Raw genomic sequence first — 26091 nt, forward strand, 5'->3', positions numbered from 1 at the left:
AGCGCGTATTCCGGTTACGCCGCCATCGTGAGATAATGCTGTTACTACTACATTCTTTTTCGAACACAATCCCAGGAGTTGCTTGCGATGGAATTATCCTCACTGACCGCCGTTTCCCCCATTGATGGACGCTACGGCGATAAAGTCAGCATGTTGCGCGCTATTTTCAGCGAATACGGCTTGCTGAAGTTCCGCGTGCAGGTTGAAGTACGTTGGCTGCAAAAACTGGCGGCCTGTGCAGAAATCAAGGAAGTTCCTGCATTTGACGCTGACGCAAACGCTTTCCTTGATAAAATCGTGGCTGAATTTAACGAAGAAGACGCTGCGCGCATCAAGACCATTGAACGTACGACGAACCATGACGTGAAAGCGGTTGAATACTTTCTGAAAGAAAAGGTTGCCGCACTACCCGCTTTACAGGCAGTGAACGAATTTATCCATTTCGCCTGCACATCCGAAGATATTAACAACCTGTCACATGCGCTGATGCTGGAAACGGCACGCCGCGAGGTGGTGCTACCGTTCTGGCGCAATATCATTGATGCTATCAAACATCTGGCGCAGCAATACCGCGATATTCCGCTGCTGTCCCGTACCCACGGACAACCGGCAACGCCATCAACGATTGGTAAAGAATTCGCGAACGTTGCCTATCGGATGGAACGTCAATTCCAGCAATTACAGCGTGTAGAGATCCTGGGCAAAATCAACGGTGCGGTAGGCAACTATAACGCACACATGGTGGCATATCCGGCGGTTGACTGGCACCAGTTCAGCGAAAGTTTCGTCACCTCGCTGGGCATTCAGTGGAACCCCTACACCACACAGATTGAACCACACGACTATATTGCCGAACTGTTTGACTGCATCGCCCGGTTTAACACCATTTTGCTTGATTTCGACCGTGACGTTTGGGGCTATGTCGCACTTAACCACTTCAAACAGAAGACCATTGCCGGCGAAATCGGCTCATCGACCATGCCACATAAAGTCAACCCGATAGACTTCGAAAACTCTGAAGGCAACCTTGGCCTGGCAAACGCGGTGCTGGCACATCTTGCCAGCAAACTCCCGGTATCGCGCTGGCAGCGTGACCTTACCGACTCAACGGTACTGCGTAATCTTGGCGTCGGTGTCGGGTATGCGGTGATTGCCTATCAGGCCACACTGAAAGGCATCAGCAAACTTGAAGTCAACCGCGATCATGTACTGGCTGAACTCGATAATAACTGGGAAGTGTTGGCCGAGCCTATCCAGACCGTGATGCGCCGCTATGGTATTGAGAAGCCGTATGAAAAACTCAAAGAACTGACCCGTGGCAAGCGGGTGGATGCTGAAGGGATGAAAGCCTTCATTGATGGTCTGGCATTGCCAGAAGAGGAAAAAGTCCGCCTGAAGGCGCTTACACCGGCTAACTATATTGGTCGCGCCGTTAAAATGGTCGATGAGCTCTAATTTTATCTCGTTTCATCTCATTTCAATCTGCCGGGCGGTTAACCCTCAGCCGCCCGCACCGTTTCCTGCCTTGCTGTTTAGTCTCAGTTGAAACCCACTGTGGATAATGCTGACGACCCCGCCGATAATAGTGTATTGATTGTGGTTCGCTCCTCTCAGGACGAATGACTGAGGAAAATGTCATGCGCATTCTTGTTGTTGAAGATAATGTTCTGCTCCGCCATCACCTGACTGTGCAGCTCAATGAAATGGGGCATCAGGTTGATGCAGCGGCAGATGCGAAGGAGGCAGATTACTTCCTGCAGGAGCATGCGCCCGACATCGCCATTGTCGATTTGGGATTGCCGCAGGAGGATGGCACCAGCCTTATTCGTCGCTGGCGCGCGCACCAGGTAAAGCTGCCGATACTGGTACTGACCGCACGGGAAAGCTGGCAGGAAAAAGTCGCCGTTCTTGAAGCTGGCGCTGACGACTACGTGACCAAACCGTTTCATATTGAAGAAGTCATCGCCCGCATGCAGGCGCTAATGCGCCGCAACAGCGGGCTGGCCTCTCAGATTATCAGCCTGCCGCCGTTTGAAGTGGATCTTTCGCGCCGTGAATTGCTGGTTAATAGCGAGTCGGTCAAATTGACCGCTTTTGAATACACGATTATCGAAACCCTGATCCGCAATAATGGCAAGGTCGTGAGTAAAGAATCATTGATGCTGCAACTCTACCCGGATGCCGAACTGCGTGAAAGTCATACAATTGATGTTCTGATGGGGCGTTTACGCAAAAAGCTCCAGGCAGCGGATTCTCACGATGTCATCACGACCGTGCGTGGACAAGGATATCGCTTTGATGTTTAACCGTTATATAACAACAACCCGATAACATAAGGTTGACTCAGGGTGAAAAAAGCCCCTCCTCTCTCACTGCGGTTTCGCTTTCTGATTGCCACCGCAGCCGTCGTGCTGGCTTTAACGCTGTCCTACGGCGTTGTCGCTATTGTGGGTTATAGCGTCAGCTTTGATAAAACATCATTTCGCCTGTTGCGAGGGGAAAGTAACCTGGTCTACAGCCTGGCGCAGTGGCGTGAAAATCAGTTAACTATCGCGACGCCGCCAGAAATCGACATCAATTACCCAACGCTGGTGTTTATTTATGACAAAAATGGCAAGTTACTGTGGCGAGAGCGCGCGGTACCGGAACTGGAATCACAAATAAAACCGGAGTGGCTCGAAAAAACGGACTACCACGAACTCGATGCGGATAGCACCGTCAGTAATGCCGTCATGCAAGGCAGCACCCCACAAATGCTCGATAGGCTGCACGCCTACAGCTCGGAAGATAAAACGCCCTTTACCCACTCTATTGCTGTGAATGTATACCCGGAATCTGAACGCCTGCCACAAATGGTGATTGTGGTGGTAGACAGAATTCCTCAGGAACTACAGCAAGCCGATATCGTCTGGGAGTGGTTTCGCTACGTGTTTATCGCGCATCTGGTACTGGTTCTGCCACTTTTATGGCTGGCGGCGCACTGGAGCCTGCGCCCTATCAAAGACCTGGTGCATCAAATCAGTGAGCTGGAACAGGGCTCACGCGAGCACCTCAACGAATATCCGCCGCAAGAGCTCAACAGTTTGGTGCGCAATCTCAACACGCTGCTCAGTAATGAGCGCCAGCGTTATCACAAATACCGCACCACGCTGACTGACCTTACCCATAGTCTGAAAACACCGCTGGCGGTGCTACAGACCACGCTACGCTCACTGCGCAGCGGTAAAGAGCTAACCATTGAGCAGGCGGAACCGATCATGCTGACGCAAATCAGCCGTATTTCACAGCAAATTGGCTATTATCTGCACCGCGCCAGCGTGCGCACCGAACATTTAACGATGATACGCGAAGTGCATTCAGTGCCTGCCCAGCTTGATGCACTGTGCTCGGCGCTAAATAAAGTGTATCAGCGTAAAGGCGTAGTGCTCACCATGGACATTGCCCCGGAATTGACGTTTATTGGCGAGAAGAACGATTTCATGGAAGTCATGGGCAATATCCTTGATAACGCGTGTAAATACTGTCTTGAGTTTGTCGAAATCAGCGCTCAGTATTCCGGGCAAAAACTGCACTTGATTATTGACGATGACGGGCCAGGCATCCCTGACAGCAAACGGGAAGTCATTTTCCAGCGCGGCCAGCGCGCAGACACTCTGCGCCCCGGCCAGGGCATTGGCCTGGCGGTAGCGGCGGAAATTATCGAGCAATATCAAGGAGAAATTGTTATCGGCAGTAGTCCGCTTGGCGGAGCCAAAGTCGAGGCCATTTTTGGCCGTCAGCATCTGGGGCAACATGAAAACTAAATCGCCCCTCGAAACCGAGCGCTTGGGCGCGATGCTCGCCCGCCGGTAAATATGCACAAGCAGTAGCGACACGACTTGGTTATAATCGCCGCCAGCCCCTTGTTAGCGGAAACATGCTATGGACTACCAACTCAATCTCGATTGGCCGGATTTTCTGGCACACCACTGGCAAAAGCGCCCGGTGGTGATCAAAGGTGGATTTCGTTCTTTTATTGACCCGATTAGCCCGGATGAACTGGCGGGTTTGGCGATGGAAAACGAGGTCGATAGCCGTCTGGTCAGCCATCAGGACGCATGCTGGAACGTCAGTCATGGCCCGTTCGACAGTTACGATCATCTGGGTGAAACCAACTGGTCGCTGCTGGTGCAGGCGGTCGATCACTGGCATGAGCCTTCAGCGGCGTTGATGCGCCCCTTCCGTCAATTACCTGACTGGCGCATTGACGACCTGATGATTTCTTTTTCGGTTCCCGGTGGTGGCGTCGGCCCACATTTGGATCAGTACGATGTGTTTATTATTCAGGGAACAGGCCGCCGCCGTTGGCGTGTCGGTGACAAAATCCCAATGAAACAACACTGCCCGCACCCGGATTTACTGCAGGTTGAACCGTTCGAAGCCATTATTGATGAAGAGCTGGAACCGGGCGATATTCTCTATATTCCCCCGGCGTTTCCCCACGAAGGCTACTCGCTGGAAAACTCGCTCAATTACTCTGTTGGTTTTCGCGCGCCCAGCGCCCGCGAACTGGTTAGCGGTTTTGCCGACAACGTTCTCGCGCGGGAAATGGGCGGGCAGCGCTACACCGACCCGGATATCGCCCCGCGACAGCATCCGGCAGACATTTTGCCGCAGGAGCTTGACCGTTTACACCAACTGATGCTCGACCTCATGCAGGATAAAACCGCCTTTGCTTCATGGTTCGGCGAATTTATCTCTCAGTCACGCCATGAACTGGATTTAGCACCACCGCAGCCGCCCTATCAACCGGGCGAGGTGTATGACCTGCTACAACAGGGGGAAACGCTACATCGTCTCGGCGGGCTGCGGGTGCTGCGTATCGGCAAAGCCTGTTTTGTCAACGGTGAATGTCTCGACAGCCCGCAAACCGCAGCGGTGCATGCGCTTGCTCAAGATGAGGAACTCGAGGCGGGCCATTTGGGTGCGGCGCTGGACGATCCTTCCTTTCTTGCCCAGTTAACCGCTTTTGTTAACAGCGGCTACTGGTATTTTGCCGACTAAGGCAACCTCGCCCGCCCGTGACAACGCCTTTAAGCGGTATTGTCACGGGCTACCCTATCCGGCATCTGGGCGTGATTTAATGGCCGGACGGCCATGTAACGGTCAGACGTTGGTCGCCAAACCACTGTAACTCGCCTGTTGGTCTCTTGCCCGCAGTGCCGTCAGTTCCGCTATGCGCATAATCACCGACACCGCGCTTTCCATGCCTTCCAGCGTCACAAATTCATGCTTGCCATGGGCATTGTAGCCGCCGGTAAACAAATTCGGGCACGGCAAGCCCTGAAATGAAAGTTGCGCGCCATCTGTGCCGCCACGGATAGGTTGCATGACCGGGTTGATATCACAATCCCGCATCGCCTGCTGCGCCAGCGCAATCACATGTGGATATTGCTCAACCTGGTCGCGCATATTGTAATAACTGTCGGTTATCGTTATCTCAATATAGCAATCAGGATGTAATCCCTTACCCACTTTCTCCGCAATGTTTAATAACGTTTTCTTGCGCCGCTCAAACCCTTCGCGCTCAAAATCACGGATGCTGTAGTGTAATTCCGCTCGCTCTACCGTGCCTTTGGCACTGTGCAAGTGATAAAACCCCTGATAGCCCTCGGTCTGCTCCGGTACCTCTTGCGCAGGAATATGCTGATGAAAACGACTGGCTAATGACAATGCATTGACCATCACGCCCTTGGCCGAGCCGGGATGCACATTATTACCCACGATTTTCACTACAGCCGACGCCGCATTGAAATTCTCATACTCCAGCTCGCCCACGCCCCCGCCGTCTACGGTATAGGCCCACTCAGCATTAAATGCAGCAACATCAAAGTGTTGAGCGCCTTTACCGACCTCTTCATCCGGCGTAAAAGCGAGGCGGATATCGCCGTGTGGAATCTGCCGTTTCTTGAGGCGTACCAACGCGGTGATTATCTCTGCAATACCGGCTTTATCATCTGCACCCAACAGCGTTTTGCCATCGGTAGTGATGAGCGTTTGCCCCAACAGATGGTGCAAGACCGGGAACATCACCGGTGATAGCACTTCATCGCCTACCCCCAGCGCAATATCGCCGCCTCGGTAGTTTTCTACAATCTGTGGGTTCACATGCTTACCGCTAAAATCAGGCGAGGTGTCCATATGGGCAATAAACCCAATAGCGGGCACCGACCAGGCGACATTAGCGGGCAATGTCGCCATCACACAGCCATGCTTGCTGAGTGTTACCTGAGTAAACCCCAGCTCGGTTAACTCTTGCTGTAGCGCTTGCGCCAGCTTCATCTGCCCTTCCGTACTGGGCACTTGCCTGACACCCGATTTAGATTGGCTATCAAACGCAACATAATTCAAAAAACGATCGAGCAACTTTTCCATCATTACCCCCTGCGATGGACCATGTATTTCATTATGTAGAGGGTATAAACACCAGTTATTGCGTCAGGTCAGTTTTTATTGGGTTTCACTGGCGGGGATTATCGATAGCGCTCGCCGCCGTTCCCACGATACCGCCGCGAGCGCGCGTCACACTGAAAAAACAAGCAACAAATCGCACACATTTCATTAGCATGCAACACCAGGAAAACGGCGATTGCGCCGCAAAGAAGGAAAAATACCGCGTTTACCTGCAAACCATAACGATATGACGGCGGCCATCACCCATCGGCGTTACAAGCATCCATAGGTATGACCACCGTTCATGAGCGTGACAAGAATTTATGGGCGTGACAGCCATTCATAGTATTGGCCGACGCGTTTATCACAACCGCAGCATCCGCCGCATTTGGGCGCAGCCTCTCCCTCATGAAAACGCATCTTGCCTTTCTGTACCCAGATAGCCAGCATGCCTTGCGCCACACCGGGATCAACCTGAAACGCATGGCTGACCTCACTGAGCGACACCTTTTTCCTTTCCCGAACAAAATCCCGCAGTTCCAGCAACGTCATTCACTCTCTCCTGTGGGGCGACGCATCGCCCCTTCATTCATGACCTTTTGCTACATCGGCGTTTTATCACCTGCCGTTTTTGCCATTCAGCGTTTCGCCTCACCGACCACCACACGCTGACGCCGTTGCCCATTGCGCCGCAACATGAGCACCGTCAACGCCAGCATCATGGCAACACCCGCCAATGCACAAGAGGAATAGAGCGGGTGCTCGGCAAACCGTCCTACCTGATACACCACCACGGCAGCGCTGTACCCCACCTGAATAGTCCAGCCCGCACAGAACAGCGTCCAGGCTGTGCCGACTTCGCGCCAGATAGCGGAAATAGCCGCAACGCAAGGCACATACAACAACACCATCAGCAGATAGCAGAAGGCACCCAACTGCCCATCAAACAGCTGGCTGATAACCGTCAGCGATGTCACCGAGAATTTATTGTCTTTCGCCACACTTTCCGTATCGCTCAAATCCCCGACGCTAATACCCAGCGGGTTAAGCACGGCGCCGCCAAGTTTGCCCAGATTCTCTGGAATTGTCGCTAACGCCACCTGCACGCTGCCCATCAAACTAAAGGTTTTTTCCTCTGCCTTGGCGCGGCCTTCTTGAGAAGCCGCCATCGCGCCATAGAGCGAATCCAGCGTACCGACGACCGCTTCTTTAGCAAAAATCCCGGTAAACACACCGACAGCCGCAGGCCAGTTTTCCTGACGAATACCCAACGGCTGGAAAACCGGGACAATCGCCTGACCTACCGCTGACAGCACCGACTTCTGCGTATTCTGATTACCAAATGAACCGTCTGTCCCCATCGAATTGAGGAATCCTAATACGGTGACGACCACCACAATCAACCGTCCGGCACGCAGCAAGAAGCCTTTTAATCGCTCCCAGGTACGAATCAATACACTGTGCAGACTGGGTAAATGGTAGGGTGGAATTTCCATCACAAATGCTGATGCTTCCCCTTTCAGGGCGGTATTTTTTAACAAGAAGCCGGTCGCTACCGCCGCTGCAATACCCACCAGATACAGCCCGAAGACCAGATTCTGCCCGCCTTCGACAAACAGTGCCGAAGCAAACAGCACGTAGACTGGCAACCGCGCGCCACAAGACATAAACGGAGCCATCATCACGGTGACAATCCGGTCGCTATGGCGCTCCATGGTGCGCGTTGCCATTACCGCCGGGACATTACAGCCGAAACCGACAATCAACGGCACGAAGGCTTTGCCAGGCAGACCGATACTGCGCATAAACCTGTCCATGACAAACGCCGCACGCGCCATGTACCCGGAGTCTTCCAGCCAGGATAAAAACAGATAAAGACAGCCGATTACCGGAATGAATGTCGATACCGTCTGAATACCGCCACCGACACCGTCAGCAAGCAACGTTTTCAACCACTCGGGAACATTCAGCGCCAGCAAGAGCTCGCCGAACCCATCAACCAGTAACGCGCCAAACAACTTGTCAAAAAAGTCGGTAAACGCGCTGCCAATATTGATGGTGAACACGAACATCAAATACATCACCAGCAAAAAGATAGGGATACCCAGAAAGCGGTGTAACACGATGCGGTCGATTTTATCCGTCAAGGTGGCGGACGCCTCGCCACGACGGGTGATTACCTCACGAGCGACCGCCGCAACAAACTGATAGCGCGCATCCGCCAGAAAAATGTCCAATTCATCCTCATAATGCGCAACCAGCCGGGCAACCTGCTCATCAGCCATCCTCAATGATTCGGCGCTAAGTTGGTCGCGCACCGTCACATCCCCTTCCAGCAACTGCAACGCCAGCCAGTGCGGATTGCGAATGGCTTTTGCGCCATCAGGTTGTACCGCGACGAGTTGCGCGGCAATCTCCTGCGCGGCCTGACTGAGCGGTTCATCGTAAGCAATAGACACCGTAGGCAACGTCGGCCGCGCCAGCGCCGACTGACAAACCTGTAACAGGGTATCCATCCCTTTTTTCTGGCTGGCGGTAATCGCCACCACCGGGCAACCGAGACGCTGGGATAACGCCTGAATATCAATATCAAGCTTACGGGCGGCGGCAATGTCCATCATGTTAACGGCGACAACCATCGGAACATTCATGTCCAGCAGTTGCGCCGTCAGGTACAAATTACGTTCCAGATTGGCCGCATCGACAATATTCAGCACCAGTCCGGCTTCGCCAGATAAAATATAATCCCGCGCAACACGCTCATCTTCTGAACTTTCTGATGACGGGTTGAGTGAATACACTCCCGGTAAATCAACCAGCGTGACGTGCTGTTGCTGGTAGCGGTAGCTCCCTACTTTTTTCTCTACCGTAACGCCAGGCCAGTTACCAACCGTTTGTTTGCCACCGGTCAAGACATTAAACAGCGTCGTTTTGCCACAGTTCGGGTTGCCTACCACCCCAATAACGGATTGCGTACTCATAAAAAATCCTTACTCGTCTGGATTAACATTTTTCCAGAATCAAAATCTGTGCTTCGCCTTTGCGCACGCTGATTGATGCACCGCGCAAACGTAACTCAATCGGGTCGCCCAATGGGGCAACACGAGCAACCGAAAACTCCACGCCCGGCGTCACACCAAGCGCCAGCAAGCGTTTACGATAATCTGCCGACCCTTTCTGAAACCCCAGCACACGCCACTGTGTGCCAACTGCCAATGCTTCCAGCGTCATTGCTCTATCACCTCTGCCGATGTTCTTTTTTGTGCCAGCCCTCGGCTCTTATTGGCCTGATTGCGCATGCACCCATACCTGCTTGCCTATTTCCCAATTGATGGCCACACGGCTATCGCCAGCGGCCAGCATCAACGGTTGATTTTCGTCACGTTGGATCACGCGAACCTGCCCGCCCACACGGATACCCAGCTCAGTCAGTCGCTGCTGATGCTCTCCGCCAGAGCGGATCCGCGCCACAACGGCATTCACATTAAGGGGGAGATCAAGCAACGTTTGAAGACTCAGAGCCATACCACTCTCCTTCACTGATTCTTTTCTTCACTGATTGTGTGCGTTAGTGCATCAAAGCAAGTAATAACGATTATCAATCATATTCCTGTCAGCATTGCGCCCCTTGATGCACGTCAAGGCGGATGAAGATAGCGACATGGCCAATCCGATGTCCTTATGGATCATGTCCTCATCGGTCATGCCCTCACGAAATATGTATTCGCGAATAAAATCATGGAATAAAGGCTAAAAACACAATGATCGAAACACCAGCAAAATAGAATGCGGAGAGAGGGTAGGAGGAATTATCGATACGTGTTTTTTATATAGCGATTCAGAAGGTGCCGGGTTATCTGGCACCTTCTGATAAACACCGACTCAGGCATAGCGGGAGTAAGAGAGATCCTGATATTCGATATCAGGCGTTTTACCGGAAATAATATCGGCCAGCAGTCGCCCAGAGCCACAGCCCATCGTCCACCCCAGAGTGCCATGCCCGGTATTCAGGTAAAGGTTTTTTAGCGGCGAGCGTCCAACCAACGGCGTACCATCAGGGGTCATGGGGCGCAGACCCGTCCAGAACGTCGCCTGCTCGACAGGCCCACACGCGGGATACAGATCGCGCACCACCATTTCCAGCGTTGCGCGGCGTTTTAGGTTAAGAGACAGATCAAAACCGGCAATCTCCGCCATGCCGCCCACACGAATCCGCTTATCAAAACGGGTTATCGCAATTTTATAGGTTTCATCAAGCACGGTAGACACCGGCGCATCGGCGTCGCTGGCAAGCGGAATGGTTAACGAATACCCCTTTAATGGATACACCGGAATATCAAACCACTTATCCAGCAGGCTTCGCGAATAAGAGCCGCAGGCCATCACATAGGCGTCAGCGGTGATTTTTTCTCCCCCGCAGTAGACGGCATTGATGGCCCCGGCGCTCACATCAAGATGCTGCACCGCCGTGTTAAAGCGAAAGACAACCCCCGCCTGCTGCGCCATTTTCGCCAGTTGCTGGGTAAAAAGCTGACAATCGCCGGTTTCATCATGTGGCAGCCGCAATCCCCCGGCTAATTTATCGCATACTCGCGCCAGTGCGGGCTCCGCCGTTGCCAGTTGCCCGGCTTCCAACAATTCATATGGCACTCCGGCTTCTTTGAGCACGGCAATATCGCGATACGCATTCTCGTACTGTTGGCGGGTGCGGAACAGTTGCAGCGTCCCACCCTGACGGCCTTCATAAGCAATGCCTGTTTCAGCGCGCAGCGCTTGCAAACAGTCCCGGCTGTATTCGGCCAGCCTCACCATGCGCGCTTTATTAACACGATAATGGCGGCTGTCGCAGTTCAGCAGCATCTGCCACATCCAGCGTAATTGCGCCGTAGTGAAATCAGGGCGAATGGCCAGCGGCGCGTGGCGCTGAAACAGCCACTTCATCGCCTTGAGCGGGATACCCGGTGCCGCCCAGGGAGCTGAATAACCGGGAGAAACTTGACCGGCATTGGCTGCACTGGTTTCTTGTGCGACATCAGCCTGACGGTCAATCACGGTCACATCATGACCGGCACAGGCCAGATACCAGGCGGTACTAACGCCAATAACACCACTCCCTAAAATCACCACCTTCATTATTGCTGTTCTCCCCTATTTTCCGATCAATACCGCTAAATATGCTGCTTAATAGCTTAAACACCAAAATAAAAGACTACTCTATCATGAGGCATTCAATTGTCATCCGTTGCAGATATAGCTTTTATTTATTATGAGAAGAACAGCACTGCAACGTAGGATAAATGCCGTCAACAGGCGGTTTTCGCCGCGATGAACGCGACATCTGCAAATGAAAAATGTCATCCAAGCTACCGATTTCACATCACTTTTCCCAAAGTAAGCTACGATTAACTATGTCGTCGCAATGAGGTGACGGCAGTCATAAGTAAGGGGTGCGCTGATGGTTATATCGACTGATGAGCGGGTAACAAACCCACAACGCCTGAGTGACGGACCTGACTGGACGTTCGATCTGTTGCACATTTACCTGGATGAAATCAACCGCGTAGCAAAGCACTACCGGCTGGATACGTATCCTCACCAGATTGAGGTCATCACCTCCGAGCAGATGATGGATGCCTACTCCAGTATCGGTATGCCCATCAACTACGCTCACTGGTCATTTGGCAAAAAGTTCATTGAAACCGAACAGCGTTATAAACATGGTCAGCAAGGGCTGGCTTATGAGATTGTCATTAACTCAAACCCGTGTATTGCCTATTTGATGGAAGAGAACACGCTTCCCATGCAAGCACTGGTGATGGCCCATGCCTGCTATGGGCACAACTCGTTCTTCAAAGGCAACTATCTGTTTCGTAGCTGGACAGATGCCAGCTCTATCGTTGACTACCTGCTGTTTGCCCGCCAGTACATCGCTCACTGCGAGGAACGGCACGGTGTGGACGAAGTCGAGAAATTACTCGATTCCTGCCATGCGCTGATGAACTACGGCGTCGATCGCTATAAGCGCCCGCAGAAAATTTCGCTGGAAGAGGAAAAACTCCGCCAGAAAAGCCGCGAGGCCTACCTGCAAAGTCAGGTCAATGAGCTCTGGCGGACGCTGCCTCGCCGCGAGCAGGAAATGTCGCCGGAAAAAGCGCGCCGTTTCCCACAGGAACCACAGGAAAATCTGCTCTATTTTATGGAGAAAAACGCGCCGCTATTAGAGCCGTGGCAGCGCGAGATACTGCGTATCGTGCGAAAAATCAGCCAGTATTTTTACCCACAAAAGCAGACCCAAGTCATGAATGAAGGGTGGGCAACCTTCTGGCATTACACGATTTTGAACCACCTGTATGACGAAGGTAAGTTGACCGATCGCTTTATGCTGGAGTTTCTGCATAGCCACACCAATGTTGTCTACCAGCCACCCTATAACAGCCCGTACTACAACGGTATTAATCCGTACGCGCTGGGATTTGCGATGTTTCAGGACATCAAGCGTATTTGCCAGCAACCAACGGAGGAAGATCGCTACTGGTTCCCTGATATTGCCGGTAAAGATTGGCTTGATACGCTACATTTTGCCATGCAGAACTTTAAAGACGAGAGCTTCATCAGCCAGTTCTTGTCGCCGAAAGTGATGCGAGATTTCAGGCTCTTCACCGTTCTGGATGACGACCGCAATAATTATCTGGAAATCGCGGCTATTCACGATGAAAAAGGGTATCGCAAAATCCGTCAAGAGCTCTCTGCGCAGTACAACCTGAGCCAGATAGAACCAAACATTCAGGTGTGGAATGTCGATTTGCGCGGAAATCGCTCGCTAACGCTACGCTACGTACCGCAAAATCGCGCACCGTTGGATAAAAGTAGCCAGGAAGTGATGAAGCATGTCCACCGCCTGTGGGGGTTTGACGTCACTCTCGAGCAGGTGAATGAGGATGGCAGCATCGAATTGATCGACAGGTGCCCGCCCAGAAATAATGCGCTGTAACTATAACACTCAGGTGGCGTCCTGACTGACGCCGCCATTATCACCGCATATGCAGACGTAAAAAAACGGGTCGCATGCCTGCTTCCCGTTTACCTCTGCGCCATACCTACTCGCAGGTCAGACGTACAACTAGCTACGCCCTTCCGCCAGATCGCGAGGAATCGAATTTTGCATACAGTGCCACAGCGCGCCGCTCTCTTTACCATATTGGCGAACAGCGTCAGGCACCTGCTCATATGAACCATCACGGCTTAACGACGCCAGGCGCTGATAAAACGCCAGCGCCGTCTTGCGGGCTTCTGGATTGGAGAAATAATAACGCCCCACCCGAATATATAGCCCCTTTAGACCATTGATGATAAGTCCATAAATTGGATTACCCGATGCGAACGCCAGACCACGGAAAATATTGTAATCAAGCTCGGCATACGCATCTGCCGCATCGGAAACTGATTCATACAACTTAAGTATTTCGACACATTTCGCCGGGTGCAAACGAATTGCCGTACGAATAAAAATTCCGGCAATATTGGTACGCACGGCCAGCAAGTTATCAATCAACTGCGGTACGCTGTCGTGATCAAGCCGCGCCAGTGTTTCAAGAATGTTTAGCCCGGATGTCTCCCAAAAGTTATTGATTTTGGTCGGTTTTCCGTGCTGAATCGTCAACCAGCCATCACGGGAGAGGCGCTGTAACACCTCACGCAACGTTGTACGCGTCACCCCAATCAGTTCTGAAAGCTCTCGCTCTGCAGGCAAAATAGAGCCTGGAGGAAAACGATTATTCCATATACTTTCAATAATATATTCTTCCGCGAATCCCGCCGGACTTTGCGCCTTTATAACCATAAGTTTATATTCCGTAGCGATGTTAACTAGTGAAAGTCAACATCATCATACCAAACGACCCCTACATCACATAGCATAGCAGGACCTGAAAATCTCAATTCGACATAAAAACTGTGACTAAAGACAATTCCAGTCAGACAAATGCAAATATCTGTGGTGTGTCATGATAATTGCCTCCCGACATGCCGACATTGTTAAAATAAATTAATATTAGCGAAGGATATATTTGCCACTCACATGAGCAAGTTATCCCTATCGTGATTAACCCGGAGCGTACAATACGCCAGCCTCGCCAATACAACGCATTATCTGTACCAGACTTTACCGGCCGTCATATTTATTCGCCAGCGCTCTGCAGCCTGCACGCATTTCCCGTTTAACCACCCTCTGAATCACGCTACTGGCCGCTATTTTCACTGGCATGACCAGCCAAGATCAAGTACATCATCATGGTTATGAAGATATTGAAGTTTTGTTCGTAAAAAATTTCAGTCATTCATTCTGATTTTAGTAAAGGATTATGACAACATGCTCCTTGATTGCATCATCTCTTTATTCTTTACCCCAACATAGCAACAGAAATTTGCCCGCCAGCCAATATTTTCATGTAACACAATTTGTTGCATAAGACAGGTTTCTCGACCTCAGGAATAACAAAATATAATGATTTATCTTATAGTTATTTATTCAGTCGCTGTTGGTCTAACATCTTGATGAATTAAAGATAACGGGTAATTTCACCTCAAGAATCCCTGTAGGGAAAGCACGTTACTTACCTCTATCCGGTGACTGACAACACAAATCCTGCGGGTAGATCATGGGTTCAGGTCAACGTGAGTAAATGTAGTCCGTCGTTGATGAATCAAACAGCCATTTTCCAACCTAAATCGTGTATAGTAGAGGCGGATTTTGCCGCTGGCTGGCAATCCCGCAGATGACGCGTTAAAAACAGCAGGGTATTTGTTAACACAGCAGAATCTCCGCACCAGCAACGATGCACTCTTGCCGGTGTGCAACAGATATCTGGGGGGACAGTTGGACAGTTACGTTCACCCCAAACAGAGATTCAATGAGGGCCGTGAGCACGGTTATCACTGCCCATACTATCGTTTTTAGCATGGAATATTTTTATGTTGCGATTTTTGAACCGTTGCTCCCGTGGTCGAGGTGCCTGGCTTCTGATGGCGTTTACCGCATTAGTCTTTGAGCTGGTCGCCCTCTATTTCCAGTATGTTATGAACCTCAAGCCCTGCGTGCTGTGCATTTATCAACGAACTGCGCTTTATGGCGTCATGTTGGCTGGTCTGGTCGGTGCTATTGCACCCGGTAGCATGTTGCGTTATCCGGCCATCGGACTTTGGATCTACAGTGCATGGGAAGGGATCGCACTGGCAATCAAGCACACGAATATCCAGTTACACCCTTCGCCGTTCGTCACCTGCGACTTCTTCGTCAGCTTCCCCGCATGGTTGCCATTAGATAAATGGCTGCCAGCTATTTTCACTGCAACAGGCGATTGTTCACAACGTCAGTGGAGTTTCATGAGTCTGGAGATGCCACAATGGATGATTGTTATCTTCGGCGCCTATCTGCTGGTCGCAGCACTGGTATTGATTGCTCAACCTTTTCGTCCGAAACGACGTGACTTGTTTGGCCGTTAATTATTTTTCTTATTGAAACCTATCAGGGCCAACCTGATTAACCCTGATAGGTTTATCGTTACTGACTCAACCGTTGCGATATTTATCTCTGCCTTACCCAACACACCGTTAGCCACAGCCCCTATTTACCACCTCGCACTTTCACATCTCGTTAATATTCACATCACGTTAATAATGGCTAAAAACATCGTCCTTATCGGTAAGGCCTAAGGTAATGGTCCCATGACTTAACGTTTTACATCCCTTCCCTCGCCTGGTTGGGGGCTATAGATAAACAAACGCCCCTGCTGATAACAGCAAGGGCGCAATACACAACCAGTCAGTTTTTTTAACTCAGTGGCCGCCGCGTAATTTCTCGCCACGCCGACGCAGTACCTCCATCACCACCAGCAGCAGCAGTGCCGCTGCCACCATCATGGTTGCGGCGGCGGCAATGGTCGGGTCGAGGTTTTCACGAATACCGGCGAACATCTGTAATGGTAAGGTGCGCTGGCGCGGGCTGGCCAAAAACAGCGTCACGATGACTTCATCAAACGAGGTCGCAAAGGCAAACAATGCCCCGGAAAATACGCCGGGCGCAATCAGCGGCAGCGTCACTTTGCGGAAGGTCAACAGCGGTGGCGCACCCAGGCTTGCCGCCGCTCGGCTCAGGTTCTGGTCATAGTTTTTCAACACGGCCGTGACGGTTATCACCACAAAGGGCACGCCCAGCACCGCATGGGCCAGCACCAGCCCAACATAGCTGTTGAGCAGCGATAATTTGGCAAAGAAGAAGAACATCCCCACGGCGACGATCACCACCGGCGCAATCATCGGTGAAATCAGTACCGCCATCACCAGTGATTTGCCACGAAACTCGCCGCGCACCAGCCCGACCGACGCCAGCACCCCCAGCGCCGTTGCCAATAATGTCGCCAGCGGCGCAATCAGCAGGCTATTGCCCAGCGCACTGAGCCATTCGCTGGAGTGGAAAAATTCCCGATACCAGCGCAGGGAAAAACCGGCCAACGGGTAACTGAGAAACGAACCGGCGTTAAATGACAGCGGCACAATCACCAGAACCGGCACCACCAGAAACAGCAGCATTGCCGCACCGTACAGGTTGAAGGCCGCATTCCATAGCCGCAGCAGTTGCGAACCCTGTTGTCTCATCTCTTTCATCGGTTTCATCGCTGACTCCTTCGCTTAACGCGCCGCCGCTTCCGCGTTGGTACGCGTGACACGGATATAGAACACATACAGCAGCACCACAATCACCAGCAATTGTGTTCCCAACGCCGCTGCCATTCCCCAGTTCATGGTGGTGTTGGTAAAGAACGCCACGAAATAACTGATCATCTGATCGCCCGGCCCACCGAGTAGCGCAGGCGTGATGTAATAACCAATCGCCATCATGAACACCAGCAACGCGCCAGCGGTAACACCAGCGTAAGTTTGTGGAACATAGACCTTCCAAAATGCAACAAACGGGTGTGCGCCCAGCGAGATAGCCGCCCGCACATAGCCCGGCGAAATGCCTTTCATCACCGCATACAGCGGCAACACAAAAAATGGCAGCAGAATGTGGGTCATGGAGATGTAGACCCCGATGCGGTTAAACACCATCACCAGCGGTTGATCGATAATCCCTATGCCCAGCAGCGCATGGTTAATCAGCCCGCCGGACTGGAGCAGCACAATCCAACTGGCGGTGCGCACAATCAACGATGTCCAGAAAGGCAACAGCACCAGAATCATCAAGAGATTGGCTCGGTTATCCGGCTGTTTTGCCAGCCAGTAGGCCAGCGGATAGCCCAACACCACACACAGTAGCGTCACCACAGCGGCCATCACCAGCGTGCGCAACAAGACATCGACATACAGCGCCTGATCAGCCGGTTGTGCCACCACGCTATCGGTTTGCGGGTCAACTTTATGGTCAAACACCGCCAGCAGGTAGTAACTGGTAAATGGCCGTGAAGCCCTGTCCAGCGTTTTCCAGGTGGTCAGCTCGCCCCATAGCGGCTGCGCGGCAATCATCGCCGCCCGCAGCTCGGGCTGATCGTCTGACGGCAATGCGCGCAGCGTGCGGGTAATCAGCGTGCGGTATTGGCCGTCTTCATAGCCCAGCCGTTTGGTGATGGTCGCCACCTGCCCGGTATTACGGGCATTACGCAGGTCACGCACCAGTGCCTGAAACACCGCCTCATCCGGTATCGATTTCCCTGACCATTGCCGCATCGCCTCAATGGTGGCAGGCATGCTGACGCGCAGGTCAGGGTTAGCGACGCTTTTGCCCAGAATCGACAATATCGGAAACAGAAAGCTGACCAAAATGAACAAAAATAGCGGGGCTATCAGCAGGAGTGAACGTTTCTGATAGCGGGCCTGCGCCTGACGCAATTGCTGCTTCAGGCCCGTAGGCTGTTGTTCGGTCGCTGTCGTCAACATGGCGTTCTGGGTCATAGGCATCTCTCCTTGTGGTCTACCGGTTTAAGCCAATTACTTCTGGGCAGCCCAGGCGTTAAAGCGCTGTTCCAGCTCTTCGCCGTGATCGATCCAGAACTCGGTATCCACCTGTACCGACTGAGCCAGGTTATCCGGTGCGGTTGGCAGGTTGCTGCTTACCGCAGGTGACAACAGCGCGGTGGTTTTGGTGTTGGTCGGGCCATAGGCAATGTTCTCGGCAAACACTTTCTGGTTTTCCGGCTGATTGGCAAACGCGATGAACTGCTCGGCCAGCGCCTTGTGTTTCGAGCCTTTGACAATCGCCCAACTGTCGAGATCGTACAGGCCATCTTTCCAGACAATATTGATGCCCGGTTTCTCTTTCTGCGCTACCGCCACGCGGCCATTATAGGCAGACGTCATCACAACATCGCCCGCCACCAGCCACTGCAACGGCTGTGCGCCCGACTCCCACCACTGAATATTCGACTTAATTTGATCAAGCTTCTTAAAGGCCTGATCGACGCCCGCCGGGGTCGCCAGCACTTTGTAGACGTCTTCGCGTTTTACGCCATCCGCCAGCAGCGCAATCTCCAGCGTAAATTTGGCGCTTTTACGCAGCGCGCGTTTACCGGGGAAGTTTTTCACATCCCAGAAATCCGCCCAGCTTTTCGGCGCTTGCTGCAACTTGTTGGCGTTATAGGTCAGCACCGTTGACCAGACAAAAATCCCGGCCCCGCACTCGGAAACCGCGCCTTTGACGAAATCGGCCTGCGTGCCAAGCTTGTTCCAGTCCAGCGTTTCGAATAGCCCTTCGTTACAACCGCGCAGTAACTCCGGCCCCTCCACTTCCACCACATCCCAGCCTATCTGCCCGGTCTGCACCATTGCACGGATGCGGGCCATTTCACCGTTATATTCACCCGCTTCCACTGAGCCCTTCCCTGCGGCCTGAAACGGTTTATAAAACGCTTTATCCTGCGCGTCTTTGTTGGTGCCGCCAAAAGAGATAACCGTCAGATTGTCAGCCAAGGCTGGGGAGGCTATCGCCACCAACAGTGCGGATAATGCAAATTTTTTCAACATAGTCTGGCTCCTGAAGAGAGTAAATCGACGCAATGCCACACGGGTAAAACGCTTTAATTTTTTTGATACATACACATCTTTATACAAGCAGTTTTCGTGCCAGTTTCTATGCCCTCCGATAAAAATGACCGGAATAAGGCTGTGGCGATACCTCGTTGCGCAAAAGAGGCAACGCCGGAGATAAAGGCCACGATGGAGACAGGCAGATTCGCCTTGTTGTGGTGCAAGCATGACAGGGGCCGCACCACGGTGATTCATGGTGCGGAGCGACGATGCGCCCCGCACCGGGGAAAGTCAGTCTGACGCAGTGAGGTCAACGCAGAGATATTTCATCTCCAGATATTCCTCGATACCAAAGCGCGATCCTTCACGCCCAAGGCCTGACTGTTTCACGCCACCAAATGGCGCCACTTCGTTAGAAATCAAACCGGTATTGATACCAACCATGCCGTATTCCAGCGCTTCCGGCACCCGCCACTGGCGCAGCGCATCGCGGGTATACACATATGCCGCCAGGCCGAATTCGGTATCGTTGGCCATCGCCACCACTTGCTGTTCGTCATCAAACGGGAACAGGGGTGCCACCGGGCCAAATGTCTCTTCGCGGGCAACGCGCATCGACTGTGTCACGCCGCCGATGACGGTCGGCGTAAAAAAGGTGCCGCCCAGCGGGTGTACGTCTCCGCCAGTCAGCAGTTCGGCACCTTTTTCCAGCGCATCGCTGATGTGCTGCTGCACTTTGGCAACCGCCTCATGGTCAATCAGCGGCCCTTGGGTAACGCCGGGTTCACGACCATCGCCCACCCGCAGCTTCTCCACCTCTTCCACCAGCCGTGCCGCCAGCGCCGGGTAAATGCCCCGTTGCACGTAGATGCGGTTAGCACACACGCAGGTTTGGCCACTGTTACGGAACTTGGACGCGAGGATCCCTTTTACCGCCTGCTCGACACTGGCATCATCAAACACGATGAACGGCGCATTGCCCCCCAGCTCCAGCGACAGTTTTTTCACCGTCGGCGCGCTTTGCGCCATCAAAATGCGCCCGACTTCGGTCGAACCGGTAAAGCTCAGTTTGCGCACCACCGGGCTGTCACACAGAATTTTCCCGACCGAAGGCGCATCGCCGGTCACAACCTGCAACACGCCCGCCGGAATCCCCGCCTGCACCGCCAGTTCCGCCAGCGCCAGCGCGGTAAACGGCGTTTGCTCCGCTGGTTTGACTATCATGGCGCACCCGGCAGCCAACGCTGGCGCTGCCTTGCGAGTAATCATCGCCGCCGGGAAGTTCCACGGCGTAATCGCCGCGCACACACCGATGCCCTGCTTAATCACCAGCAGGCGCTGGTTCGCCTGAGGCGACTGCAACACGCTGCCTTCCACCCGTTTGGCTTCTTCGGCAAACCAATCGATAAACGAGGTGGCGTAGGTGATTTCACCGCTGGCCTCTGCCAGCGGTTTACCCTGCTCGGCGGTCAACAACGCCGCCAGGTCGCTCTGGTTTTCACGAATCAACGCCGCCCAGGCCTGCATCAGCGCCGCCCGTTCTTTACCGGTACGTTGGCTCCACTCCCGCTGTGCCGCCTGTGCCGCCGCAATCGCCTGCTGCGTTTGCTGGGCGGTGACGAGCGGCACCGAGCCCAGGATTTCACCGCTTGCCGGGTTATTAACGTTCAGGCGCTCGCCGTTCAGGCTGTCCTGCCATTCTCCGCCGATTAAACATTGCTGATGGAATAACGCTTGATTTTTCAGTTGCATAACGACCCTTTTGGTTACGACTCTGTTGGCAGTTTATTTCGCCAGTACATCACTTAACACCGCCAGCGCCTGAGTAAACTGCGCTTGCGGAATAGTCAGCGGATACAAAAAGCGAATCACGTTGCCATATGTGCCACAGGTCAACAGCAGCAGCCCCTGTTGTAGTGCTGCCTGCTGGTAGTGTTTGGTTATCTCGGCGCTCGGTTTGCCGGTTTGCGGATCGTTAAACTCCACCGCCACCATCGAGCCGCGTGCACGGATATCGGCTATCGCCGGGTTGACGACCTTCAGGCGCTCCAGCGTCTCCACCAGTGTCGAGCCAAGTTGTTGGGCGCGCTGGCACAGTTGCTCTTCTTCAATCACATCCAGCACCGCCAGCGCCGACGCCACCGCCAGCGGATTACCGGCATACGTCCCGCCCAGCCCGCCGGGGCCCGGCGCATCCATCACCTCGGCACGCCCCACCACGCCCGAGATAGGGAAGCCGCCGCCAAGACTTTTCGCCATGGTAATCAGGTCAGCTTTGTCGTCGTAATACTCCATGGCAAACACCTTGCCGGTGCGGGCAAAACCGGTCTGGACTTCATCGGCTATCAGCAACATGCCGTACTTGTCGCACAACTGACGCACGCCCGCGATGAACTCGGGAGGTGCCACGTTAAACCCTCCTTCGCCCTGAATCGGTTCAAGCAAAATGGCCGCGACCTGATCGGCGGCGATATCGGTGTGCAACAGGCGCTCGATACTCTCCAGCGACTGTTCAACCGACACGCCATGCTGGGCATTGGGATAAAGCGCGTGGAAGATGGAGCCGGGGAACGGGCCAAAACCGGTGGAGTACGGGGCCACTTTGCCGGTCAGGGTCAATGTCAGCAGGGTACGGCCATGAAACGCCGAACCAAAGGCGATAACACCGGGGCGCTTGGTGTAGGCGCGCGCGATTTTTACCGCGTTTTCGACCGCTTCGGCACCGGTGGTGAAAAAGGCGGTTTTCGCTGTACCGTCAATCGGTGCCAGCGCATTCAGGCGCTCGGCCAGCGCCACATAGCTGCCGTAAGGCACAATCTGATAGGCGGTGTGGGTGAATTTTTCCAGTTGCTCATGCACGGCGGCCAGCAGTTTCGGATGACGATGGCCGGTATTGAGTACCGCAATCCCGGCGGCAAAATCGGTATACTCGCGCCCTTCCACATCCCACAGCGTGGCGTTTTGCGCCTTCTCGGCAAAGAAATCACACATGACCCCCACACCACGCGGCGTAGCGGCAATACGACGTTGATTCAGTTCGCTGTTACTCATAATTCGGCTCCGATTCGATGAAACACCACCCGGCTTGGGCTGACGATGACCGTCTAATGCTGTTATTTATCCTTTGCATGGCCCTATAATCCAGAGCCAGTTTTTAATATTTAAAGGATCCACTTTGCGCTCACTTCTGACGGATTTACTGCTGCAAGCGCTGGAGCGGCAGCAGGAAGGCACGCTAAACAAACGCCTTTACGATAGCATCCGGCTGGCGATTCTGGCCGGAGATATCAGCCCCGGCCAGCGTCTGCCCTCCTCGCGCGACTTGGCACAACAGCTCTCACTGTCACGCAATACCGTGATGGCGGCGTTTGAGCAGTTGCTGGCGGAAGGCTATATCGAAACCCGCAGCGGCAGCGGCAGCTACGTTACCGAGCAATTGCCCGATGCCCGCCCGCCGGATGTGCGTACCGAAGCCGCGTTGCCAAGACGCCCGGCCACACAGGAATTATCGCGCCGGGGCAAGCATCTGCTGGGATACGCCGGGGCATCTGCACGCCAGTGGGGGGCGTTTATGCCGGGCATTCCCGATATCAACAGTTTTCCCCATGCGTTGTGGCGGCGGCTGCAAACCCGCCTTGCCCGGCGGGTGAAACCGGAGCAGTTGTCTTACTCACCGATGGGCGGCTGCCCGGAGCTGCAACAATCGCTGGTGGACTACCTGCGCGTGGCCCGCTCCGTGACCTGCACAGCCGAGCAGATTCTGATAACCGAGGGCACCCATCAGGCGATGGATCTGCTGTCGAAAATGCTGTGTAACCCCGGCGATGTGGCATGGATTGAAGACCCGTGCTATTGGGGAATGCGCAATGTGCTGACGATTAACGGGCTGCGGGTATCGCCCGTTGGCGTTGATGAGCAAGGCATGGTGCCGCCAGAGCAGGTTGATGACGACACAGCCCCCAGGCTGATTTGCGTGACGCCATCGCACCAGTACCCGTTGGGCGCGGTGATGAGCCTTGCCCGCCGTCAGCGCTTACTGGCGCTGGCACAAGAGCACAACAGTTGGGTGATTGAAGATGACTACGACAGCGAGTTTCGCTTCTCCGGCAGCCCAATTCCCGCGCTGCAAGGCCTGCAAACCGAGCCACCGGTCATTTATATCGGCACATTTAGCAAAACGCTCTATCCGGGGCTACGGGTCAGCTACATGGTGTTGCCGCCTACGCTGGCACGAGAGCTGAAAGTGGCCCACGCCGAGCTGTATCGCGGCGGCCACTGGCTGACACAGCTCACGCTGAGTCAATTCATCGCCGAAGGGCACTACGCCGCCCACATCCGGCGTATGCGACTCCTTTATGCCCGCAGGCGAGCGCTGCTCAGTGAGTTAATTATGCAGCACCTCGGCGCTGACTACCTTGGCTACAACAGTAATGCCGGGCTGCATTTGATCTTAAAACTGCCGGAAACCATTGATGACGTCCTGCTCGCCGCCCGCATTATGCAGCGCGGCGTGATGGTCAAACCGCTGTCCAGTTACTACCTGCGCCCCGTGCCCGAGCGCGGGTTGCTGCTGGGTTATGCCTGCGTTGAGGAGCCACAAATGGCGGCGGCCTTCGATGTCATTCTGGCCTGCCTGCGTGAGCCCGAGCGTGCCGCAAGACCGGCTTAAACGCCGCCTTGCACCCTTGCAGGGCAGCCGGGATTTTGACGCTGCCCTGCCGGTTAAAATGCACCAAAATTGCCCGCTTCATTAACACGCACTCACCATTTTGAAGCAGGCGGTTTTTCAGCGGGCCTCTTTTCATTACCGTTTCTCACGACTTTGCGCATCTTGGCCTACCGTTCCGGCTCACTTTTTAGACCGTTACAGAACCGTAAATGACGCCGAAAAATCATCACCTCGCCCACGGCGCGACCCATTATTCACCCCGAAAATAATAAATTTTTCTTGTTAATTCATTGTCAGGCATGAGTTATGCATAAGGTTACTCATCAAGAAAAGCACAGCCAGGCTATAACCCGGTAAGAGAAGGGAAGAATGAAAACCTACGTTAGCTTCAAAAATATTCAAAAAACCTACGATGGCGATCGCCTGGTGGTCAAAAACCTGAATCTGGACATTCAGGAAGGGGAATTTCTGACGATGCTTGGCCCATCGGGGTCGGGTAAAACCACCAGCCTGATGATGCTGGCCGGGTTCGAAACGCCAACGCAGGGGGAGATTTTACTGCGTGATACACCGCTGCATAACCTGCCGCCTCATCAGCGTGGCATCGGCATGGTGTTTCAAAACTATGCGCTGTTTCCTCATATGACCGTGGCGGAAAACCTGGCCTTCCCGCTGGCTATCCGCCGCATGAACCGCAGCGACATTAAAGAAAAAGTTGACCGGGTGCTCGACCGGGTGAAATTAACCACTCTGGCTGACCGCTATCCGGCGCAAATGTCCGGTGGCCAGCAGCAGCGGGTGGCACTGGCGCGTGCGCTGGTGTTTGAACCCCGACTGGTACTGATGGATGAACCGCTGGGCGCGCTGGATAAACAGCTGCGTGAACATATGCAACTGGAGATTAAAGCGCTGCACCGGGCGCTGGAGCTCACGGTGGTGTATGTCACCCACGACCAAAGCGAAGCCATGACCATGTCTGACCGGGTTGCCGTGTTCAACGATGGCATCATTCAACAGATGGACAGCCCGAGCGACATTTACGAACGCCCGCAAAATGCGTTTGTGGCGCAGTTTATTGGCGAAAACAACACGCTGATTGCCACGCACGCCAGCAGCGAGGGCGACTACTATCAGGCCACGCTGGATGACGGCACCCTGCTGCGCGCGCTGAAAGTACGGCCAAGCTCGCCGGGGCGCAAAATTCACCTGTGCATTCGCCCGGAGCGCGTGCGCGTTAACGCAAGCGTACTGCCGGACGGCGCCCAGCAAGTCAGCGCCCGTATCCAGCAATTTATTTATCTGGGCGACCACGTACGTATGATGACTGAAGTGGCCGGTCAGCCACAGTTTATGGTGAAACTGCCCGCCAGCGAGCTCAACCCGAACTGGCAGGCAGGCAGCGAAGTGCGGCTCTCCTGGCTGCCCGAGCACCTGCGTGCACTGGATGCGCTCACCACCCACTAACCCGGCGGCGGCAACCGCACAGTTGGCAGATGACGAATACACGCGGATTCTGCCAAGATAGCGCGCTCAGGGGCTGTCGGCGTGCAACCGCATACAGCCGAGCAAGCCATCTCATTGATTAAGGGAGTGATTCCACTATGCCGCATGTCGCCATCAAGTATTTTCCCCGCAATCTGCCGGAAAACGTCAAACAGGATTTGACAAACGAAATCAGTGAATTACTCAAGAAGTACCTGAATGCCGAAGACAAATCCATCTCGGTGGCGTTAACTGAAGTCCAGCCAGACCGCTGGAAAGAGACGGTATACGATATCGAAATCGGCCCAGAGCTGGATAACCTCACCAAAAAACCGGGATATACGCTGTAACAACGCCTGAGTGCATCATCGGCAATAAAAGACAGGACAACGTCTTACCGATAGCAGCACTGAACGGTTTTCGTCACCCGGTGTATCACAAGGTTGATACCGCCCTTGTGGTACACCACGTTTTTATGCTTGATTAGCTTG

General features: G+C 53.6%; 21 protein-coding genes. 9 read left to right on the forward strand and 12 right to left on the reverse strand.

What is annotated here, in order from left to right; translation table 11 throughout:
- Positions 1 to 87 precede the first annotated feature (87 nt).
- The 4 genes from purB (at position 88) to O1Q98_RS03150 (ending at position 5043) form a co-directional block, all read left to right on the forward strand.
- Positions 88 to 1455, forward strand: coding sequence for an adenylosuccinate lyase (gene purB / locus O1Q98_RS03135; protein WP_125259262.1), 1368 nt, complete (start codon positions 88 to 90; stop codon positions 1453 to 1455).
- Positions 1456 to 1637: 182 nt separating this feature from the next.
- Positions 1638 to 2306, forward strand: a complete 669-nt coding sequence (phoP, locus tag O1Q98_RS03140) for a two-component system response regulator PhoP (protein WP_125259261.1) — start codon at positions 1638 to 1640, stop codon at positions 2304 to 2306.
- Between the two features lie 42 nt (positions 2307 to 2348).
- Positions 2349 to 3803, forward strand: a complete 1455-nt coding sequence (gene phoQ / locus O1Q98_RS03145) for a two-component system sensor histidine kinase PhoQ (protein ID WP_125259260.1) — start codon at positions 2349 to 2351, stop codon at positions 3801 to 3803.
- Positions 3804 to 3921: 118 nt separating this feature from the next.
- Complete coding sequence (locus tag O1Q98_RS03150; RefSeq protein WP_125259259.1) at positions 3922 to 5043, forward strand: ribosomal protein uL16 3-hydroxylase; 1122 nt, start codon at positions 3922 to 3924, stop codon at positions 5041 to 5043.
- A 102-nt stretch (positions 5044 to 5145) separates the two neighbouring features.
- Here the strand turns inward: O1Q98_RS03150 and pepT are convergent, their stop codons facing one another.
- From pepT to O1Q98_RS03180, 6 genes are all read right to left on the reverse strand, one after another.
- Complete coding sequence (pepT, locus tag O1Q98_RS03155) at positions 5146 to 6414, reverse strand: peptidase T (protein ID WP_125259258.1); 1269 nt, start codon at positions 6412 to 6414, stop codon at positions 5146 to 5148.
- A gap of 339 nt (positions 6415 to 6753) precedes the next feature.
- On the reverse strand, positions 6754 to 6984 hold the full coding sequence (locus tag O1Q98_RS03160) for a FeoC-like transcriptional regulator (RefSeq protein ID WP_125259257.1): 231 nt from the start codon (positions 6982 to 6984) through the stop codon (positions 6754 to 6756).
- Positions 6985 to 7070: 86 nt separating this feature from the next.
- Positions 7071 to 9413: a Fe(2+) transporter permease subunit FeoB gene (feoB, locus tag O1Q98_RS03165; RefSeq protein ID WP_125259256.1), complete on the reverse strand. Its 2343-nt coding sequence runs from the start codon at positions 9411 to 9413 to the stop codon at positions 7071 to 7073.
- Positions 9414 to 9435: 22 nt separating this feature from the next.
- Positions 9436 to 9663, reverse strand: a complete 228-nt coding sequence (locus O1Q98_RS03170) for a FeoA family protein (protein WP_035341557.1) — start codon at positions 9661 to 9663, stop codon at positions 9436 to 9438.
- Between the two features lie 48 nt (positions 9664 to 9711).
- Positions 9712 to 9957, reverse strand: a complete 246-nt coding sequence (locus tag O1Q98_RS03175) for a FeoA family protein (RefSeq protein WP_125259255.1) — start codon at positions 9955 to 9957, stop codon at positions 9712 to 9714.
- A gap of 357 nt (positions 9958 to 10314) precedes the next feature.
- Complete coding sequence (locus tag O1Q98_RS03180) at positions 10315 to 11565, reverse strand: D-amino acid dehydrogenase (RefSeq protein ID WP_125259254.1); 1251 nt, start codon at positions 11563 to 11565, stop codon at positions 10315 to 10317.
- 322 nt (positions 11566 to 11887) lie between these two features.
- On the opposite strand from O1Q98_RS03180, the gene O1Q98_RS03185 reads away from it, so the two are divergent.
- A complete protein-coding gene (locus tag O1Q98_RS03185) occupies positions 11888 to 13423 on the forward strand; it encodes a SpoVR family protein (RefSeq protein ID WP_125259253.1) in 1536 nt (511 codons plus the stop codon).
- A gap of 129 nt (positions 13424 to 13552) precedes the next feature.
- On the opposite strand, the gene fadR is transcribed toward O1Q98_RS03185, so the two are convergent.
- On the reverse strand, positions 13553 to 14272 hold the full coding sequence (gene fadR, locus O1Q98_RS03190; protein WP_125259252.1) for a fatty acid metabolism transcriptional regulator FadR: 720 nt from the start codon (positions 14270 to 14272) through the stop codon (positions 13553 to 13555).
- Positions 14273 to 15402: 1130 nt separating this feature from the next.
- Between fadR and dsbB the strand changes: the two genes are divergently transcribed.
- Complete coding sequence (gene dsbB, locus O1Q98_RS03195; RefSeq protein ID WP_125259251.1) at positions 15403 to 15933, forward strand: disulfide bond formation protein DsbB; 531 nt, start codon at positions 15403 to 15405, stop codon at positions 15931 to 15933.
- Between the two features lie 333 nt (positions 15934 to 16266).
- Here dsbB and O1Q98_RS03200 read toward each other — a convergent pair whose 3' ends face one another.
- The 5 genes from O1Q98_RS03200 to O1Q98_RS03220 form a co-directional block, all read right to left on the reverse strand.
- Complete coding sequence (locus tag O1Q98_RS03200) at positions 16267 to 17085, reverse strand: ABC transporter permease (RefSeq protein WP_125259274.1); 819 nt, start codon at positions 17083 to 17085, stop codon at positions 16267 to 16269.
- A 33-nt stretch (positions 17086 to 17118) separates the two neighbouring features.
- Complete coding sequence (locus O1Q98_RS03205; protein ID WP_125259250.1) at positions 17119 to 18378, reverse strand: ABC transporter permease; 1260 nt, start codon at positions 18376 to 18378, stop codon at positions 17119 to 17121.
- A 36-nt stretch (positions 18379 to 18414) separates the two neighbouring features.
- Positions 18415 to 19446, reverse strand: coding sequence for an ABC transporter substrate-binding protein (locus O1Q98_RS03210; RefSeq protein WP_125259249.1), 1032 nt, complete (start codon positions 19444 to 19446; stop codon positions 18415 to 18417).
- A gap of 294 nt (positions 19447 to 19740) precedes the next feature.
- Positions 19741 to 21201, reverse strand: a complete 1461-nt coding sequence (locus tag O1Q98_RS03215; RefSeq protein ID WP_125259248.1) for an NAD-dependent succinate-semialdehyde dehydrogenase — start codon at positions 21199 to 21201, stop codon at positions 19741 to 19743.
- A 33-nt stretch (positions 21202 to 21234) separates the two neighbouring features.
- The gene (locus O1Q98_RS03220; protein ID WP_125259247.1) at positions 21235 to 22500 is read right to left on the reverse strand and encodes a 4-aminobutyrate--2-oxoglutarate transaminase; all 1266 of its coding nucleotides are present in this window, start codon (positions 22498 to 22500) and stop codon (positions 21235 to 21237) included.
- 124 nt (positions 22501 to 22624) lie between these two features.
- Here O1Q98_RS03220 and pdxR point away from each other — a divergent pair, with 124 nt between their 5' ends.
- The 3 genes from pdxR (at position 22625) to pptA (ending at position 25950) form a co-directional block, all read left to right on the forward strand.
- A complete protein-coding gene (gene pdxR, locus O1Q98_RS03225; protein WP_125259246.1) occupies positions 22625 to 24118 on the forward strand; it encodes a MocR-like pyridoxine biosynthesis transcription factor PdxR in 1494 nt (497 codons plus the stop codon).
- A 369-nt stretch (positions 24119 to 24487) separates the two neighbouring features.
- Positions 24488 to 25582 (forward strand): ABC transporter ATP-binding protein, encoded by a 1095-nt coding sequence (locus tag O1Q98_RS03230; protein ID WP_125259245.1) that lies wholly within the window; start codon positions 24488 to 24490, stop codon positions 25580 to 25582.
- 137 nt (positions 25583 to 25719) lie between these two features.
- On the forward strand, positions 25720 to 25950 hold the full coding sequence (gene pptA, locus O1Q98_RS03235; protein ID WP_125259244.1) for a tautomerase PptA: 231 nt from the start codon (positions 25720 to 25722) through the stop codon (positions 25948 to 25950).
- Positions 25951 to 26091 lie beyond the last annotated feature (141 nt).

Source organism: Dickeya lacustris (genome assembly GCF_029635795.1).
GTDB classification, from domain to species: domain Bacteria; phylum Pseudomonadota; class Gammaproteobacteria; order Enterobacterales; family Enterobacteriaceae; genus Dickeya; species Dickeya lacustris.

Coding starts and splice junctions, on each gene's coding strand:
- feoB (WP_125259256.1), bottom strand. CDS start 9,413: ATGAGTACGCAATCCGTTATTGGGGTGGTAGGCAACCCGAACTGTGGC.
- O1Q98_RS03200 (WP_125259274.1), bottom strand. CDS start 17,085: ATGAGACAACAGGGTTCGCAACTGCTGCGGCTATGGAATGCGGCCTTC.
- O1Q98_RS03170 (WP_035341557.1), bottom strand. CDS start 9,663: ATGACGCTGGAAGCATTGGCAGTTGGCACACAGTGGCGTGTGCTGGGG.
- O1Q98_RS03160 (WP_125259257.1), bottom strand. CDS start 6,984: ATGACGTTGCTGGAACTGCGGGATTTTGTTCGGGAAAGGAAAAAGGTG.
- O1Q98_RS03185 (WP_125259253.1), top strand. CDS start 11,888: ATGGTTATATCGACTGATGAGCGGGTAACAAACCCACAACGCCTGAGT.
- purB (WP_125259262.1), top strand. CDS start 88: ATGGAATTATCCTCACTGACCGCCGTTTCCCCCATTGATGGACGCTAC.
- O1Q98_RS03215 (WP_125259248.1), bottom strand. CDS start 21,201: ATGCAACTGAAAAATCAAGCGTTATTCCATCAGCAATGTTTAATCGGC.
- O1Q98_RS03220 (WP_125259247.1), bottom strand. CDS start 22,500: ATGAGTAACAGCGAACTGAATCAACGTCGTATTGCCGCTACGCCGCGT.
- O1Q98_RS03205 (WP_125259250.1), bottom strand. CDS start 18,378: ATGACCCAGAACGCCATGTTGACGACAGCGACCGAACAACAGCCTACG.
- dsbB (WP_125259251.1), top strand. CDS start 15,403: ATGTTGCGATTTTTGAACCGTTGCTCCCGTGGTCGAGGTGCCTGGCTT.
- pptA (WP_125259244.1), top strand. CDS start 25,720: ATGCCGCATGTCGCCATCAAGTATTTTCCCCGCAATCTGCCGGAAAAC.
- O1Q98_RS03180 (WP_125259254.1), bottom strand. CDS start 11,565: ATGAAGGTGGTGATTTTAGGGAGTGGTGTTATTGGCGTTAGTACCGCC.
- fadR (WP_125259252.1), bottom strand. CDS start 14,272: ATGGTTATAAAGGCGCAAAGTCCGGCGGGATTCGCGGAAGAATATATT.
- O1Q98_RS03230 (WP_125259245.1), top strand. CDS start 24,488: ATGAAAACCTACGTTAGCTTCAAAAATATTCAAAAAACCTACGATGGC.
- pepT (WP_125259258.1), bottom strand. CDS start 6,414: ATGGAAAAGTTGCTCGATCGTTTTTTGAATTATGTTGCGTTTGATAGC.
- O1Q98_RS03210 (WP_125259249.1), bottom strand. CDS start 19,446: ATGTTGAAAAAATTTGCATTATCCGCACTGTTGGTGGCGATAGCCTCC.
- O1Q98_RS03175 (WP_125259255.1), bottom strand. CDS start 9,957: ATGGCTCTGAGTCTTCAAACGTTGCTTGATCTCCCCCTTAATGTGAAT.
- O1Q98_RS03150 (WP_125259259.1), top strand. CDS start 3,922: ATGGACTACCAACTCAATCTCGATTGGCCGGATTTTCTGGCACACCAC.
- phoP (WP_125259261.1), top strand. CDS start 1,638: ATGCGCATTCTTGTTGTTGAAGATAATGTTCTGCTCCGCCATCACCTG.